General features: G+C 60.5%; 14 protein-coding genes. 4 read left to right on the top strand and 10 right to left on the bottom strand.

All coding sequences use genetic code 11. From position 1 onward, the window contains the following. Window positions 1–51: 51 nt before the first annotated feature. The 8 genes from HKK52_RS28870 to HKK52_RS28835 form a co-directional block, all read right to left on the bottom strand. The gene (locus HKK52_RS28870; RefSeq protein ID WP_169373569.1) at window positions 52–1,002 is read right to left on the bottom strand and encodes a hypothetical protein; all 951 of its coding nucleotides are present in this window, start codon (window positions 1,000–1,002) and stop codon (window positions 52–54) included. A 211-nt stretch (window positions 1,003–1,213) separates the two neighbouring features. Then, window positions 1,214–1,756 carry a DUF2058 domain-containing protein gene (locus HKK52_RS28865; protein WP_169373568.1) on the bottom strand — a complete coding sequence of 181 codons (543 nt, stop codon included), beginning with the start codon at window positions 1,754–1,756 and terminating at the stop codon, window positions 1,214–1,216. 28 nt (window positions 1,757–1,784) lie between these two features. Beyond that, window positions 1,785–2,618, bottom strand: coding sequence for a nucleoside triphosphate pyrophosphohydrolase (gene mazG, locus HKK52_RS28860; protein ID WP_169373567.1), 834 nt, complete (start codon window positions 2,616–2,618; stop codon window positions 1,785–1,787). 135 nt (window positions 2,619–2,753) lie between these two features. After that, window positions 2,754–4,997, bottom strand: coding sequence for a GTP diphosphokinase (gene relA, locus HKK52_RS28855; RefSeq protein WP_169373566.1), 2,244 nt, complete (start codon window positions 4,995–4,997; stop codon window positions 2,754–2,756). Between the two features lie 125 nt (window positions 4,998–5,122). Continuing rightward, window positions 5,123–6,475, bottom strand: a complete 1,353-nt coding sequence (gene rlmD, locus HKK52_RS28850) for a 23S rRNA (uracil(1939)-C(5))-methyltransferase RlmD (protein ID WP_169373565.1) — start codon at window positions 6,473–6,475, stop codon at window positions 5,123–5,125. After that, complete coding sequence (cysM, locus tag HKK52_RS28845) at window positions 6,475–7,377, bottom strand: cysteine synthase CysM (RefSeq protein WP_169374307.1); 903 nt, start codon at window positions 7,375–7,377, stop codon at window positions 6,475–6,477. Before cysM ends, rlmD begins: the two co-directional genes overlap by 1 nt. Window positions 7,378–7,726: 349 nt before the next feature. Further along, complete coding sequence (locus HKK52_RS28840; protein WP_169373564.1) at window positions 7,727–9,151, bottom strand: sensor histidine kinase; 1,425 nt, start codon at window positions 9,149–9,151, stop codon at window positions 7,727–7,729. Further along, window positions 9,138–9,860: a response regulator transcription factor gene (locus HKK52_RS28835; protein ID WP_169373563.1), complete on the bottom strand. Its 723-nt coding sequence runs from the start codon at window positions 9,858–9,860 to the stop codon at window positions 9,138–9,140. Before HKK52_RS28835 ends, HKK52_RS28840 begins: the two co-directional genes overlap by 14 nt. A 214-nt stretch (window positions 9,861–10,074) precedes the next feature. On the opposite strand from HKK52_RS28835, the gene HKK52_RS28830 reads away from it, so the two are divergent. Then, on the top strand, window positions 10,075–12,825 hold the full coding sequence (locus HKK52_RS28830) for a response regulator (protein WP_169373562.1): 2,751 nt from the start codon (window positions 10,075–10,077) through the stop codon (window positions 12,823–12,825). Between the two features lie 195 nt (window positions 12,826–13,020). After that, a complete protein-coding gene (locus tag HKK52_RS28825; protein WP_169373561.1) occupies window positions 13,021–14,010 on the top strand; it encodes a 2-hydroxyacid dehydrogenase in 990 nt (329 codons plus the stop codon). A 6-nt stretch (window positions 14,011–14,016) separates the two neighbouring features. On the opposite strand, the gene HKK52_RS28820 is transcribed toward HKK52_RS28825, so the two are convergent. Further along, on the bottom strand, window positions 14,017–14,463 hold the full coding sequence (locus HKK52_RS28820) for a hypothetical protein (protein ID WP_169373560.1): 447 nt from the start codon (window positions 14,461–14,463) through the stop codon (window positions 14,017–14,019). A 134-nt stretch (window positions 14,464–14,597) separates the two neighbouring features. Between HKK52_RS28820 and HKK52_RS28815 the strand changes: the two genes are divergently transcribed. After that, entirely contained in the window at window positions 14,598–15,032 is a 435-nt protein-coding gene (locus HKK52_RS28815; RefSeq protein ID WP_169373559.1) for a hypothetical protein, read from the top strand. Beyond that, entirely contained in the window at window positions 15,032–15,436 is a 405-nt protein-coding gene (locus tag HKK52_RS28810) for an META domain-containing protein (RefSeq protein WP_169373558.1), read from the top strand. Before HKK52_RS28815 ends, HKK52_RS28810 begins: the two co-directional genes overlap by 1 nt. A 185-nt stretch (window positions 15,437–15,621) precedes the next feature. Here the strand turns inward: HKK52_RS28810 and HKK52_RS28805 are convergent, their stop codons facing one another. Next, window positions 15,622–16,089, bottom strand: a complete 468-nt coding sequence (locus HKK52_RS28805; RefSeq protein WP_169373557.1) for a TlpA disulfide reductase family protein — start codon at window positions 16,087–16,089, stop codon at window positions 15,622–15,624. Window positions 16,090–16,188 lie beyond the last annotated feature (99 nt).

The following is a 16,188-nucleotide window of genomic DNA, read 5'->3' as shown; positions in this document are numbered from 1 at the left end:
GTGATCCGTGAAGCGCCTGCCCGGCCCCTTGCCGGGGCAGGCGACTTCTCATCAGTTCAGGTCCACTACCGCCATATGCAGCGTGTCCTCGATGAGGATCGCAGGCAGTAAATGACTGATCTTGCCCGCTTCAACCTTGGCAAATTCACAACTCCCCGCGCCCATCCCGTCATTCCTGACCGCAAACCGGACACTCTGCGGGTAACGCTCGCCCTCTTCGAATTCCATCCCGCAGGCAATCAGAAAATCGACGCTTGAGTCGATGTCCTCCAACTCGTCATCCCGTTGACCTGGCTCCAGGAAGGCATAGTCCAGGCATAGATTGATGCTGAAAGGACACTCGGGAATTAACGTATTGGAGAATACCGGACCGTAACCACCGGGAGAGTAATGTTCGGCCACTGTCGAGCTGACGTCCTTGACCTTGATCCTTACTTGCTCTGAAAGCTGGAAGAACCAATACCCCTTTTCACTATCGACATAGCTACCAAGATCAATACCGGACACATAACGTTTTGGCCACATCGACAGTGCCGGCAGCCCATCACTTTGCAACTTAAAGTTACTGGACGCCATCAAGTAGTTGATCACATCGAAATAAGCTTCTTGTTCTTCACCCACTTTAATCAAACTGGCACAAGTGCCCGCAAGCAATACAACTTTCCCGTATGGCTCCACCGGTAGCCACTTCATCAGTTTTTCCATGCACTCAGGCATTCTGTCCATGTACGCGGTACTGAGTTCCAACAGCTCCTCTTCGCTCTGTACGCTGCTCCACGGTACATTCCAGAAGAACTCGGGCAAGGTGAAGAACAGGCATTGGCTGTCCGGGCGCAGATCCAGCACCGCTTTGGCGGCGACTTCCAGTCGGTCACTGACGAACTGGGTCCTGCGGTCGAGTTCCTGGCTCACATAGGCCGTCATGGACTGGCCGGGCTTGCGCGGCCAGGAAAACTCGGAATGAAAGGTCGGCTGTTGTAAAGAAGCGATAGTGACAAACATCGAAAACCTCAAGTGCATTTAATAATATGAATCCTTCTCCCCGCTGAACAATTGAATACTTGATGAAATAACAAATACTGCTTGAACGCTATTTAACACCCACGAAAAGAAGAACCCGAAAGAGCGTATCCACACACTCTTTCGGGTTCAAGTTCATTCAAAAGCTTAAGTACTAACGCATGTGTAGTTACACCTGGCTACACCTGCGCACTTACCACATCAGATCATCAGGAATCTGGTAGGCCGCGTACGGATCGTCCTCGGCAACGACTTCTTCGGTCTTGATGTTCATCTGCACGATCCGCTGTGGGTCGCGCTCCTGGATCTTCAGGGCCGCCTCGCGCGGGATCACTTCGTAGCCGCCGGCGTGGTGCACGATCGCCAGGGAGCCATTGCTGAGCTTGTTGCGCATCAAGGTGTTGACGCAAATGCGCTTGACCTTCTTGTCGTCAACGAAGTTGTAGTAGTCCTCGGTGGTCAGCTTCGGCAGGCGCGACACTTCGATCAATTGCTTGACCTGGGCAGCACGGGCCTTGGCCTCGACCTTCTCCTGCTGCTGGCGATTGAGTTCCTGGTCGCGCTTGACCTTCTCGGCCAGCGCTTCCTGAGCCAGTCGCTGCTGGGTATCGTCCTGTTCGATCTGGCCTTTATGGACCAGGCGTTGCTGCTTCTGCTTCTCTTTGCCGACCTGTTTGGCCTGCTTTTGGTTGACCAGCCCTGCTTTGAGCAACTGGTCGCGAAGGGAAATGCTCATGGTGCTTATTTCTCACTTAGGCAACTGCTCAACCGCAGCTGGGCAAATTCTTTTCCTGGCGTTTGGCTTCGCCCCACAGGGCGTCCAACTCTTCGAGGGTGCAATCTTCCATGGGACGATGGGTGTCGCGCAATGCCTGTTCGATAAATCGGAAGCGTCTTTCGAACTTGCTGTTGGCGCCCCGCAGTGCGGTTTCCGGATCGACCTTCAGGTGCCGCGCCAGATTGACCACGGAAAACAGCAGGTCACCGACTTCATCGGCAATCGCTGCCGAGTCGTTGTCGGCCATGGCTTCGAGCACTTCATCAAGTTCTTCGCGAACCTTGTCCAGCACCGGCAACGCATCCGGCCAGTCGAAACCGACCTGCCCGGCACGCTTCTGCAACTTGGCCGAACGGGACAGCGCCGGCAGTGCCGCGGGCACATCATCGAGCAAGGACAGCTGTTCAGGCGCGGCAGCTTTCTCGGCCCGTTCTTCGGCCTTGATCTCTTCCCAGCGCTGTTTGACCTGTTCTTCATTCAGACGCGGAACGTCCAGCGGCGCATACAAATCGCCGGTGGGGAACACGTGGGGATGACGACGGATCAGCTTGCGGGTGATGCTGTCGACAACCCCGGCGAATTCGAAGCGCCCTTCTTCCCGCGCCAGTTGGCTGTAATAAACCACCTGGAACAGCAAATCCCCCAACTCACCCTGCAAGTGATCGAAATCACCGCGCTCGATAGCGTCGGCCACCTCGTAGGCTTCTTCCAGGGTGTGCGGGACGATCGTGGCGTAGGTTTGCTTGATGTCCCACGGGCAGCCGAACTGCGGGTCGCGCAGGCGGTTCATCAGGTGCAGCAAGTCTTCAAGTGAATACATCTTTTTTTAATCTCTACATCGTCAACGCGGTGTGTCGGCCAAACCGTAACTCTGTAGGAGCAAAGCTTGCTCGCGATGGCGGTGTATCAGGTAAATCGCCATCGCGAGCAAGCTTTGCTCCTACAGGGGTTGCGATCACGGCGCACGGTTACGCCGGGTTTCGATGATGTTCGGCAACTGGGAAATCCGCCCCAATAACCGACCCAGTGCATCCAGCCCCGGAATCTCGATGGTCAGGGACATCAACGCGGTGTTGTCCTCTTTGTTCGAGCGGGTGTTGACCGCCAGCACGTTGATCCGCTCGTTGAGCAGCACTTGCGAAACGTCACGCAGCAGACCTGAACGGTCGTAGGCACGGATGATGATGTCCACCGGGTAGGTGAGCACCGGCACCGGGCCCCAGCTCACCTGGATGATCCGCTCCGGCTCGCGCCCACCCAGTTGCAGCACCGAGGCGCAGTCCTGGCGGTGAATGCTCACACCGCGGCCCTGGGTGATGTAACCGACGATCGCATCCCCCGGCAGCGGCTGGCAGCAACCCGCCATCTGGGTCATCAGGTTGCCGACGCCCTGGATCTGGATATCGCCGCGTTTGCCTGGCTTGTAACCGGTGGCTTTGCGCGGAATCAGTTCCAGCTGCTCGTTGCCGCGCTCCGGCTCGACCAATTGCTGCGCCAGATTCACCAGCTGCGCCAGGCGCAAATCGCCGGCACCGAGGGCGGCAAACATGTCCTCGGCGGTCTTCATGTTGGCCTTTTCAGCCAACTTGTCGAAATCCACCGCTGGCAGGCCGAGGCGCGTGAGTTCGCGTTCGAGCAAGGTTTTACCGGCCGCGACGTTCTGGTCGCGCGCCTGCAATTTGAACCAGTGAACAATCTTCGCCCGCGCTCGCGAGGTGGTGACGTAACCCAGGTTCGAGTTCAGCCAGTCGCGACTCGGGGTGCCGTGCTTGCTGGTGATGATCTCGACTTGCTCACCGGTTTGCAGGCTGTAGTTGAGCGGTACGATGCGCCCGTTGATCTTGGCGCCACGGCAGTTGTGACCGATTTCGGTGTGCACGCGGTAGGCGAAGTCCAGCGGTGTCGAGCCTTTCGGCAAGTCGATGGCGTGACCGTCCGGGGTGAAGATGTAGACCCGGTCCGGCTCGATATCGACCCGCAACTGTTCCGCCAGGCCACCGATGTCGCCGAGCTCTTCGTGCCACTCAAGGACCTGACGCAGCCAGGAGATTTTCTCTTCGTAGTGGTTGGAACCGGATTTGACGTCGGTGCCCTTGTACTTCCAGTGCGCGCACACGCCCAACTCGGCTTCTTCATGCATGGCGTGGGTGCGAATCTGCACCTCCAGCACCTTGCCTTCGGGGCCGATCACCGCGGTGTGCAGCGAGCGGTAGCCGTTCTCTTTCGGGTTGGCGATGTAGTCGTCGAATTCTTTCGGGATGTGCCGCCACAAAGTGTGGACGATGCCGAGAGCGGTGTAGCAGTCGCGCATTTCCGGCACCAGCACGCGAACGGCGCGCACGTCGTAGATCTGGCTGAACTCCAGACCCTTGCGCTGCATTTTGCGCCAGATCGAATAGATGTGTTTGGCCCGGCCGCTGATGTCGGCATCGACGCCTGTGGCGGTCAATTCGTTTTTCAGCTGGTTCATCACGTCGGCGATGAAACGCTCGCGATCCAGGCGCCGCTCATGCAGCAACTTGGCGATCTGCTTGTACTGGTCGGGCTCAAGGTAACGGAAGGACAAATCCTCCAGTTCCCACTTGATATGACCGATACCGAGACGGTGGGCGAGCGGCGCGTAGATGTCGAAGACTTCACGGGCGACGCGGTTGCGTTTTTCGTCGTCGGCGGTTTTCACCGCACGAATCGCGCAAGTGCGTTCGGCCAGTTTGATCAGCGCGACGCGAACGTCATCGACCATCGCCACGAGCATCTTGCGCAGGTTTTCCACCTGGCCCTGCGTGCCCAGCACCAGGGATTGACGGGGGCTCAGGCTGGCGCTGATCGCCGCCATGCGCAACACGCCGTCGATGAGTTTGGCGACCACCGGACCGAAGCGCTGGCTGACCGCTGGCAATTCGATCTGGCCTTCGCGCACGCCGCGATACAGGATCGCCGCCACCAGCGAATCCTGATCGAGTTTGAGGTCGGCGAGAATCTCGGCGATCTCAAGGCCCGTGCGGAAACTCGAGGTCCCTTCGGACCAGAGGTTTTTCGCCGCATTGGCTTGCTGTTCAGACGCACGAGCGAACTCGCACGCTTCCTTCAAGGCTTCGCGATCCAGTGCCTGATCGACAGTGACCGCGTGATCGAGCCAAGCCTCGAGATTGATACTGCCGTCGGTGTTGATCGGCTGGTGTGCTCTCACCTGTACCATCTTGCTTTACCTTCCCTACGACGCAGATTCAATGCGTCAAATCGCTGACCTTCATTGCCCGTGAGCCCGCGCCGGGCGAGTGCGCGGCGGCTGCACGGGCGGCCAGTCGGACCAGACGAGCCATCCTAGCTCGCTTCAAATAACGCCATGGCCTCGACATGTGCCGTCTGAGGAAACATATCGAGAATCCCGGCACGTTTTAACCGGTAGCCCTGCTTGATCAATTCGACCGTATCGCGCGCCAGAGTTGCAGGGTTGCACGACACATACACCAACCGTTCGGCGCCCAGGGACTTGAGCTTGCGCACCACCTCGAAAGCACCGTCACGCGGTGGGTCCAAGAGTACCGCACAAAAGCCTTCGCGCGCCCATTCGGCATCAGCCAAAGGCTGGGATAAATCAGCCTGAAAAAACTTGGCATTATGCAGATTGTTGCTAGCGGCATTCGCAGCGGCGCGCTCGACCATCGCCTGCACGCCTTCGACCGCCACCACTTCGCGCACGGTCCTGGCCAGCGGCAAGGCAAAGTTGCCCAGGCCGCAGAACAGATCGAGGACGCGTTGATCAGCTTCAGGTTTCAGCCAATCCAAGGCCTGGGCCACCATCGCTTCGTTGACCCCGGCGTTGACCTGGATGAAATCCCCCGGCCGATACGCCAGGTTCAAATCCCATTGCTCCAGGCGATAACCCAGCGCCTGATCGACATCCACCGGTTGCGGTTCACCGTCGCCATGCAGCCACAACTGGGCTTCATGGAATGCGCAGAAATCCTTGAGGATCGTCAGGTCGGCCTCGGACAACGGCGCCATGTGCCGCAGCAAGACCGCCAGCGACGAACCACTGAACAATTCCACATGGCCCAGCGCCTGAGGTTTGCTCAAGCGACGGAGCATCTCCGGCAGGCGGGTCATGATCGGTTGCAAGGGCTGTACCAGCACCGTGCATTCGCTGATCGCGATGATGTCCTGGCTGCCCGCAGCGCGGAAACCGACTTCGAGTTTTTTCGCCTTCATGTCCCAGCGCACCGCCACGCGGGCGCGACGGCGGTAACCGAATTCCGGACCGCTCAATGGCGCTGCCCACTCTTCGGGTTCGACACCGGCGACCTTGGACAGTTGCTCGGCGAGCATGCGCTGTTTCAGGGCGAGTTGTTCACTGTGGGGCAGGTGCTGCACGCTGCAACCGCCACAGCGACCGGCATGCGGGCACGGTGCCGGGCGACGCAGTTCGCTGGCCTGGAATACGCGTTCGGTACGGGCCTCGACCACTTTGCCGTGGGCATTGAGCACCCGCGCCTCGACCTCTTCACCGGCCAATGCGCCGATGACGAACCAGGTGCGACCTTCGAAAAACGCGATACCGCGACCGTCATTGGCCAGGCGCTCGATGCTCAAGCGCTGCTTTTTGCCGGTCGGAATTTGTGGGGCCTTGCTGCCGCCCGTGGGTTGGAAGCGCAGGCCTCTCTCTTGCTTGGCCATCAGTTGGGCGCGTCGAAAATGCCGGTCGACAAGTAACGGTCGCCACGGTCGCAGATGATCGCGACGATCACCGCGTTTTCAACTTCTTTGGACAGGCGCAGCATCGCTGCCACCGCGCCGCCCGAGGACACGCCACAGAAGATGCCTTCTTCGCGGGCCAGGCGACGGGTCACGTCTTCGGCTTCGCTTTGCGCCATGTCGACGATGCGGTCGACACGATCGGCTTGATAGATCTTCGGCAGGTATTCCTGCGGCCAGCGACGGATGCCCGGAATCGCTGAGCCTTCCATCGGTTGCAGGCCGATGATCTGTACGTTGTCGTTCTGCTCTTTCAAGTAGCGCGACACGCCCATGATGGTGCCGGTGGTGCCCATCGAACTGACGAAGTGAGTGATGGTGCCCTCGGTCTGGCGCCAGATTTCCGGGCCGGTGGTGGTGTAGTGCGCCTCGGGGTTGTCCCCGTTGGCGAACTGATCCAGCACCTTGCCACGGCCTTCGGCTTCCATTCGCTGGGCGAGGTCGCGAGCGCCTTCCATGCCTTCTTCCTGGGTCACCAGGATCAGCTCGGCGCCATAGGCCGTCATCGCAGCCTTGCGTTCGGCGCTGGAATTGTCCGGCATGATCAGGATCATCTTGTAACCCTTGATCGCGGCGGCCATGGCCAGCGCAATCCCGGTGTTACCCGAGGTTGCTTCGATCAGCGTATCGCCGGCGTGGATCTGCCCGCGCAACTCGGCGCGGGTAATCATCGACAGCGCCGGACGGTCCTTGACCGAACCCGCCGGGTTATTCCCTTCGAGCTTGAGCAAAAGGGTATTGCTGGTGGCGCCAGGCAGGCGCTGCAAACGAACCAGCGGAGTGTTGCCGACGCAATCGGCGATGGTTGGGTACTGCAAGGTCATGGCGTAATTCGCAATCCAGACTGCGGGGGCGCCTATCATACCGGCAAACGTTCGCAGGCCATATCACGCAAAGTGTGGTGCTTATGGCTTATGGGAATAAGGGGCGAATGCAGGACTCGTCTTCATTGCCCAGTCCGCTTTGGCAATCAGCGTAAATGGGTGATTTGTGTCAGCACTGCTGACACATTTGCCGGTTGGGAAACATTGCACTCAAACAGCACAGCTTTAGCTTCCATTGCGCCAGGACAAATGTCTCATCAGTGGTGAGACTTTCTCTCAGCTTAGGAGACTGTGGTGGCTGGTAAGGCCTCTTCACGAACAGCCTCGCTCCCATAGGGGTCGGGGATGACTACACAATTTGTGTGCGACACCGCTCCACTGCGGGAGGGGGCTTGCTCGCGAAGGTGTCATCACTGGCGACACCGCTATCCGCCACCAACCGCATATTCAACCGCAACCCCACCTCAGTGTTCTCAGCCCACAGCGTCCCACCCTGGCGCTGCACCGCATTCCTGGCAATGCTCAACCCCAATCCAAACCCGCCATCCCCCGGCCGCGAACCATCGAGGCGGATAAAGGGCGAAAAGATCCGCTCCAGATCGTCTTCAGCCACCCCGCCGCCCTGATCCTCCAGCCACAGATGCCAGAAGCCGCCATCCCGCCGTCCACCCAGACTGACAATGCCTCCGGTTGGCGAATGCCGAATGGCGTTGCGCACAATGTTTTCCAGGGCCTGGGCCAAGGTATTCAGATGCCCACGGACCCAGCACGACGAATCCACCGCGCAGTGCAGCCGGCTCGCCGGCCAGCCACTTTCATAGCAGGCGTTTTCCGTGAGCATGTCCCATAGCGCCTGGATCTGGATCGATTCGTCGGGCAACCGGGTGCGCTCGGTGTCGAGCCAGGCCAGTTGCAGGGTGTCGTCCACCAGTCGCTGCATGCCATCGACTTCGCGGCCAATGCGTTCGCGCAATTGCAACAGGCCCTGCTCGCTTTCGCTGGCCACGCGTAAGCGGCTCAAGGGTGTGCGCAGTTCGTGGGACAGGTCGCGCAGCAATTGTTGTTGCAGGGCGACGGTGCTTTGCAGGCGCTCGGACATGTGGTCGAAGGCGCGGCCCAGTTCACCCAGCTCATCCGAACGATTGGTGGTGTGACTCGACAGGCGCACTCCCAATTGATCGGCACGCCAGGCGTTGGCCTGTTCGCGCAGGCTGTTGAGCGGAACCACCAGCAATCGATACAAACCAACGCACAGCAGCAAGGTGAACAGTCCGGGAATGACCCCATTGGTAATGACCCGCCAGAACACCCGGTACTGCCCGGGCATGAAACGCGATGGCAATTCGATCACCAAATTGCCAGTGCGGGGGTCGCCGGGAAAAGGCACGCGCAACCACGGCAGGTTTTTCTTGTGAATCGGCCAATCCAGGCCACGCAGGAAGGTCAGGCGCTCGATTTCCTTGTCCGTCAGCGGTCGGCTGCTCAACGACTGCAAATCACCCCCCACGACGCCAACCCAACCGGTTTCACGCTGTTGCATGCCTTGCAGCCAGGCATCGATGCCCGCACGCCGCCCCTCCTGCCACGCTTGCTCGGCCTCAGCGGCGTAGCGCGTCAGGGTGCTGCGGGCGGTATCCGACAGGAACTGGTTGCGCTGCTCCATGTAGCGCCCCCAGGACCAGCTCAACCAGATCATCAGCAAACAGAACGCCACCAACAAACACGCCAGTTTCCAGAACAGCGAGTGCCGGCCCGGCAGGTCAGACCATTTCATCGATGGCACTCAATACGTAACCCTTGCCCCACACCGTGCGCACTTCCCGCTCGGTGTAGCCGATGGCCTTGAGCTTGCGACGGATCTGGCTGATGTGCATGTCGAGGCTGCGGTCGTGGGCCGCGTAGCCCCGTTGCAGCACGTGCTGATAAAGGAAGGCTTTGCTCAGCACTTCATCATTATTGCGATGCAGGGTTTCCAGCAGCCGATATTCGCTGCGGGTCAGGCCGGCGGCGTGTTCGCGATAGAAGACTTCGCACTGGTCTTCGTCGAACAGCAGGTTGTGAACGGGACTGATCACCGCGAAAGGCTCAGGCCGACGGTCAAGCGCCACCCGCCGCAGGATGGCTTCGATGCGCACCCGCAACTCGGCCATGCTGAAGGGTTTGGGCAGGTAGTCGTCGGCGCCCAGGCGAAAACCGCTGATGCGATCGGCCTCGGCGCCCAGTGCCGACATCAGTACCACCGGAGTGGAATGGCTCTGGCGCAATTGGGTCAGCACGTTCAGCCCGTCCAGCCCCGGCAGCAAAATGTCCATCAGCACCACATCGAACGGTTGCCCGCGGGCGATGGCCAGGCCTTCCTGGCCGTTCTGGCACCAGGTCACCTGAAAACCGCAACGCCCCAGGTGCTCGTGGACATACGCACCGAGCACGAGGTCGTCTTCTATAGACAGGATACGAGGATGGCCAGCAGTGATGGGAGTCATGAGTATCTGCAAATAATTCTCAGTTGGGGATTATTCAAGATTGCCTTGCCAGGGGCAACCGAAGGTTTGCCCGGTAAGCAAAAGCGCCGACCCAGCCGACGAATGACGACATCAATTTACGAAGATTGCCCGCCAGCAAATCGCTACACTGCGCAGGTGGTGCGTGCTGGATGCACGCGCGGGTCCAATAAACAGCGGGATGCAGGAGAAATGCGTGCTTAAGAAACTGGGAATTAAAGGCCGCGTGCTGTTGCTGACCTTGCTGCCGACCAGCCTGATGGCGTTGGTGCTGGGCGGCTATTTCACCTGGATGCAGCAATCGGACCTGCAAGCCCAACTCCTGCAGCGCGGCGAGATGATCGCTGAACAACTCGCGCCGCTGGTGGCCCCGGCCATGGGCCACAAGAACACCGACCTGCTGGAACGGATCGCCACCCAATCCCTGGAACAAACGGACGTGCGCGCGGTGACCTTCCTCGCCCCCGACCGCACACCCCTGGCCCACGCCGGCCCGACCATGCTCAACGCGGCACCGATCGGCAACAGCTCGCAGATGCTGCGCCGCAGCGGCAATGACGCGACTCGCTACTTGCTGCCAGTGTTCGGCAAGCACCGCAACCTGGCCGGCGACCTGATTCCCGACGAAGCCGACCGCCTGCTCGGTTGGGTCGAACTCGAACTGTCCCACAACGGCATGCTGCTGCGCGGTTACCGCAGCCTGTTCGCCAGTTTGCTGCTAATCGGCGCCGGTCTGGCCGGCGCGGCGCTGCTGGCCCTGCGCATGGGCCGCACCATCAACCGGCCGATCAGCCAGATCAAACTGGCGGTGGCGCAACTCAAGGACGGTCATCTGGAAACCCGCCTGCCGCCCCTCGGCAGCCAGGAACTGGATGAGCTGGCGTCGGGCATCAACCGCATGGCTGGCACCCTGCAAAACGCCCAGGAAGAATTGCAGCACAGCGTCGACCAGGCCACCGAAGACGTGCGCCAGAACCTGGAAACCATCGAGATCCAGAACATCGAGCTGGACCTGGCGCGCAAGGAAGCCCTGGAAGCGAGCCGGATCAAATCCGAATTCCTGGCCAACATGAGCCATGAAATCCGCACGCCGCTCAACGGCATTCTCGGCTTCACCCATTTGCTGCAAAAAAGCGAGTTGACCCCGCGCCAGCTCGATTACCTGGGCACCATCGAAAAATCCGCCGACAGCCTGCTGGGGATCATCAACGAGATCCTCGACTTCTCGAAAATCGAGGCCGGCAAACTGGTGCTCGACAATATTCCGTTCAACCTGCGCGACCTGTTGCAGGACACCTTGACCATCCTCGCCCCGGCCGCCCACGCCAAACAGCTGGAACTGGTGAGCCTGGTGTATCGCGACACGCCGCTGTCACTGGTCGGCGATCCGCTGCGCCTCAAGCAGATCCTCACCAACCTGGTCAGCAACGCGATCAAGTTCACCCGCGAAGGCACCATCGTCGCCCGGGCCATGCTTGAAGAAGAACACGAAGACAGCGTGCAACTGCGCATCAGCATTCAGGACACCGGCATCGGCCTGTCGAACCAGGACGTGCGCGCGCTGTTCCAGGCCTTCAGCCAGGCGGATAACTCGCTGTCGCGCCAACCCGGCGGAACGGGTCTGGGGCTGGTGATTTCCAAGCGCCTGATCGAGCAGATGGGCGGCGAGATCGGCGTCGACAGCACGCCGGGGGAAGGCTCGGAATTCTGGATCAGCCTGAGCCTGCCAAAAACCCGCGACGACGCCGAGGATCTGCCCGGCCCGCCGTTGCTTGGCCGCCGGGTGGCGGTGCTGGAAAACCACGAACTGGCCCGTCAGGCGTTGCAGCATCAACTGGAAGATTGTGGTCTCGAAGTCACGCCGTTCAACACCCTCGAAAGTTTGACCAATGGCGTCACCGGCGCCCATCAGACCGAACAGGCGATTGAACTGGCCGTGCTCGGCATCACCAGCAACGACATGCCGCCGGAGCGCCTCAACCAACACATCTGGGACCTTGAACACCTGGGCTGCAAAGTCCTGGTGTTGTGCCCAACCACCGAGCAGACACTGTTCCATCTCTCGGTGCCCAATCCCCACAGTCAGCTCCAGTCCAAACCGGCGTGCACGCGCAAGTTGCGCCGGGCCCTGTCCGATCTGGTCAACCCGCGCCAGCAGCGCAGCGAGCCCGGCGAACCGGTGTCGAGCCGTGCACCAAAAGTCCTTTGCGTCGACGACAACCCGGCGAACCTGCTGCTGGTACAAACGCTGCTTGAGGACATGGGCGCCAAGGTGCTCGCTGTGGAAAGCGGTTACGCCGCGGTCAAAGCGGTGCAGAACGAAACCTTCGACCTGGTGTTGATGGACGTGCAGATGCCCGGCATGGACGGGCGCCAGAGCACCGAAGCGATTCGCCAATGGGAAAGCGAACGGCATTGCACGCCGCTGCCGATCGTGGCCCTCACCGCCCACGCCATGGCCAACGAAAAACGCGCCTTGCTGCAAAGCGGCATGGACGATTACCTGACCAAGCCCATCAGCGAACGGCAACTGGCCCAGGTGGTGTTGAAGTGGACCGGCCTGGCGCTGCGCAATCAGGTGCCGGAACGCTCCAGCGACAGCCATGGCGGCGGTGAATTGCTGGTGCTCGATCACGAAGAAGGCCTGCGCCTGGCGGCGGGCAAGGCTGATTTGGCGGCAGACATGCTGGCGATGCTGCTGGCTTCGCTGGAAGCTGACCGCGAGGCGATTCGCGTTGCCCGCGAAGCCAACGACCAGAATGCCTTGATCGAACGGGTCCATCGCCTGCACGGCGCCACGCGTTACTGCGGCGTGCCGCAACTGCGCGCTGCCTGCCAGCGCAGTGAAACCCTGCTCAAACAGCAAGACCCGAAAGCGGCGGCGGCACTCGAAGAACTGGAACGCTCGATCAATCGCCTCGCGGCGCAGGCGCGCATCAGCGCCTGATCCAGAGCAATAACACCCGTCGCCCCGAGCGCTACGATATTTGTAGCCGCTGGCGAAGCCTGCGTCCGGCGGCGAAGCCGTCGTCAAACCGGCATACGCGGTTTGCCTGACACACCGAGGTGGCTGATTTTGCGACGACTTCGTCGCCGAACGCAGGCTTCGCCAGCTGCTACAAGGGATCTCAAGGAGGACGAAATGCGCACGATTCTGTTCAGCAGCCAGACCTACGACCGCGACAGTTTTCTCGCGGCGGACTTGCCCGCCGGCATCGAGTTGCAGTTTCAATCGGCGCGCCTGAGCCTCGACACCGTGGCACTCGCCGAGCAGCATGAAGTGGTGTGCGCCTTTATCAATGATGACCTCAGCGCCCCGGTGCTCGAACAGTTGGCCGCCGGCGGCACACGGTTGATCGCCCTGCGTTCGGCCGGTTACAACCATGTCGACCTGGTCGCGGCGAAACGCCTGAACCTGGCCATCGTGCGCGTACCGGCCTATTCGCCCCACGCGGTGGCCGAACACGCGGTGGCGCTGATCCTGGCCCTTAACCGGCGCCTGCATCGCGCCTACAACCGCACCCGCGAGGGCGACTTCAGCCTGCACGGGCTGACCGGTTTCGACCTGGTGGGCAAGACCGTCGGCGTGGTCGGCACCGGGCAGATTGGCGCGACCTTCGCCAACATCATGAACGGTTTTGGCTGTCAGTTACTCGCCTACGATCCCTTCCCCAATCCTCAGGTCGAAGCCCTCGGCGCGCGTTACCTGAGTTTGCCGCAGCTGTTGGCCGAGTCGCAGATCATCAGCCTGCACTGCCCGCTCAATGAACAGAGCAAACATTTGATCAACCGCGAGTCACTGGCGCATATGCAACCGGGGGCGATGTTGATCAATACCGGGCGCGGCGGACTGGTCGACACACCGGCGCTGATCGACGCCTTGAAGGACGGCCAGTTGGGCTATCTGGGGCTGGATGTGTATGAAGAAGAGGCGCAGTTGTTCTTCGAGGACCGCTCGGACCTGCCGTTGCAAGACGATGTGCTGGCGCGGTTGCTGACTTTCCCGAACGTCATCATCACCGCGCACCAGGCGTTCCTGACCCGCGAAGCCCTGGGCGCGATTGCCGCGACCACCTTGCACAACATCGCAACCTGGGCGGCCGGCGCGCCGCAGAATCAGGTCGAAGGCTGATTGAGCTCAGGGCTTGGGGCCGATCGAAGACGCCAGGATCATCAACCCCAGCCAACCGAAGCCGATCAGGCGCTGTTGCAGGGAATGCCCGGGACGCAGCAAAAACCAGACAAAAAATGGTGGCAGTAAAAATGCCATGATTTTCAGCCAACCTTCCACCGGACGTGGCCACGTGGCGGCTGCCGGCGTATTCGGTGTTAGAACGCCCCGGCGGCGGTGCCGCGAAACCGGCGCGGGTGGAATCTCCGGCGTTGGCTCGACCTTCGGTTCCGGTTCGGCAGGGGCAAACGACACCTCGGGCACGTGCGCATCCCGCGGCAACTGCCCGAAGGAGATCGGCGTAGCCCTGGAGGTGTTCGCTGGTTCCGCCACCAAAGGTGCGCCGCAATGAATGCAGGTGTGTGCCGCAGAGCTGATGCTCTTTTTGCATTCAAAACATTCGGTCCAGGCCATTTCCATTCCTTAGGCGTGCAAAAGCGGCAGTGTGCCATGAGTGCAGGGGGAATTTGAACCTGATCGAAGGTCACATGCCCGCGCCATGCTGCGTTGATGCCCGTGCTAGCATACCGCGCATATTTGGAGGACCCATGGTCGAACACGATTTCCGCTATACCCTGATGAACCCGCAGCACACCCTGACCGAATGCCGCGCCCTGGTGCCGGGGCGTTATCAAGTCACCGGTAATGGCGGCTCGATTCGCAATAATGACGTGCTGGTCGTCACCCTCAAAGGGGCCAAGGACTTGTCCATGCGCCTGACCGTCGAAACCGTTCGCCACCTGATCAACCCGCCCGGCCAATGGGTCGCGGTGGCCAGTGGTCCGGTGTTCGGTGAGTTGGCGATCCACACCTGGAAGGTCAACTGCGACAGCTGCGCCAAAGAACTGAGCTTCGAGTTCGCGGTCGACGCCAAGCTGGGCAACAAGGCTGAAAAGCCTGCCGCCACTGCGCGGATTGCCGAGTTGGGCTGGACCACCGTTGGCGAGAAACACCTGTGCCCGACATGCCAGGAGCCTGCGTGATGAAACACCTTGCCCTGGCGGCCATGGTGGGCGCCAGTCTGATGGGCTGCGCCGCCGAACCGGTACAACTGCAACAGAACCGCAGCTACATTCTGGAATGGATCGGCGAACGTCCGCTGATGGATTACAGTCATTTGACCATTACCCTGGGTGACGACGGTCGCGCCTACGGCAATGGCGGCTGCAACCATTGGTTCGCGCCCTACACCCTGGAAGGTGACAAGCTGAGCTTCGGCAAAGTCGGCAGCACCCGCAAGCTGTGCGCTCCGGCGTTGATGGAGCAGGAAAAGCGTTTCCTGCAGGCTCTGGAAAATGTGCAGCGCTGGGACATCTCGCCGATCGACCAGATGCGCTTCTGGCCGGCCGAAGGCAAACCACTGCGTTGGTGGCTTGAAGAGGGTTGATTGACCCGCCGCAGCCCTTGTAGCAGCTGCCGAGGTACGAGGCTGCGTTCGGCTGCGAAGCAGTCGTAAACCCTGAGCATGCGGTCTTTCTGTAAGACCGCATACGCTGATTTCACGACTGCTTCGCAGCCGAACGCAGCCTCGTACCTCGGCAGCTGCTACAGATCGTGTCACGGCCCATCTGCTTAGTTAGTCGCCTTCAATTCTTCCAGCTTCGCCATCACCCCCGCCGCCGTCTGTTCACCCATCAACTGTTCCCGCACCTTGCCCTTGTCATCGATGATGTACGTCACCGGCAGCGCTTCGCTGCGTGGCAAATCGAAAAGCTCCGCCGGGTCCTGGGCCAGCACAGTGAACTTGATCCCCAGTTTTTCACTGGCGCTTTTCAGCTCTTCGCCCTGCACGTTGTCGAAGTTGACCCCGAACACACCGATCTTCTTGCCCTTGAGTTCTTCGGCCAAGGCATTCAACTGCGCAATCTCGGTCCGGCACGGGCCGCACCACTCAGCCCAGTAATTGAGCACCAGCCATTGTTTATCGAGGCGCCCCGCCGCGACTTTGTGACCGTCCTGGTCAAGGCCATAGTCGTTACCGCAGCCCCCCAGCATCAGCGCCCCGATGATCGCCAATGCTGCTGCCAATCGCCTATTCATGTCGTGATCCTTGTTCAAAATTGAATGCGCCTGCGACCCATCGCCTCCCGAGGTTCTGGATTGCGCGCTGCACAGTTAGAATAGCCGTCACCTTACGCA

Source organism: Pseudomonas sp. ADAK2 (genome assembly GCF_012935755.1).
In the GTDB taxonomy this organism is placed as follows: domain Bacteria; phylum Pseudomonadota; class Gammaproteobacteria; order Pseudomonadales; family Pseudomonadaceae; genus Aquipseudomonas.
Note: the sequence above shows the minus strand (reverse complement) of the source record. Positions and strands in the feature narration are given on the sequence as shown.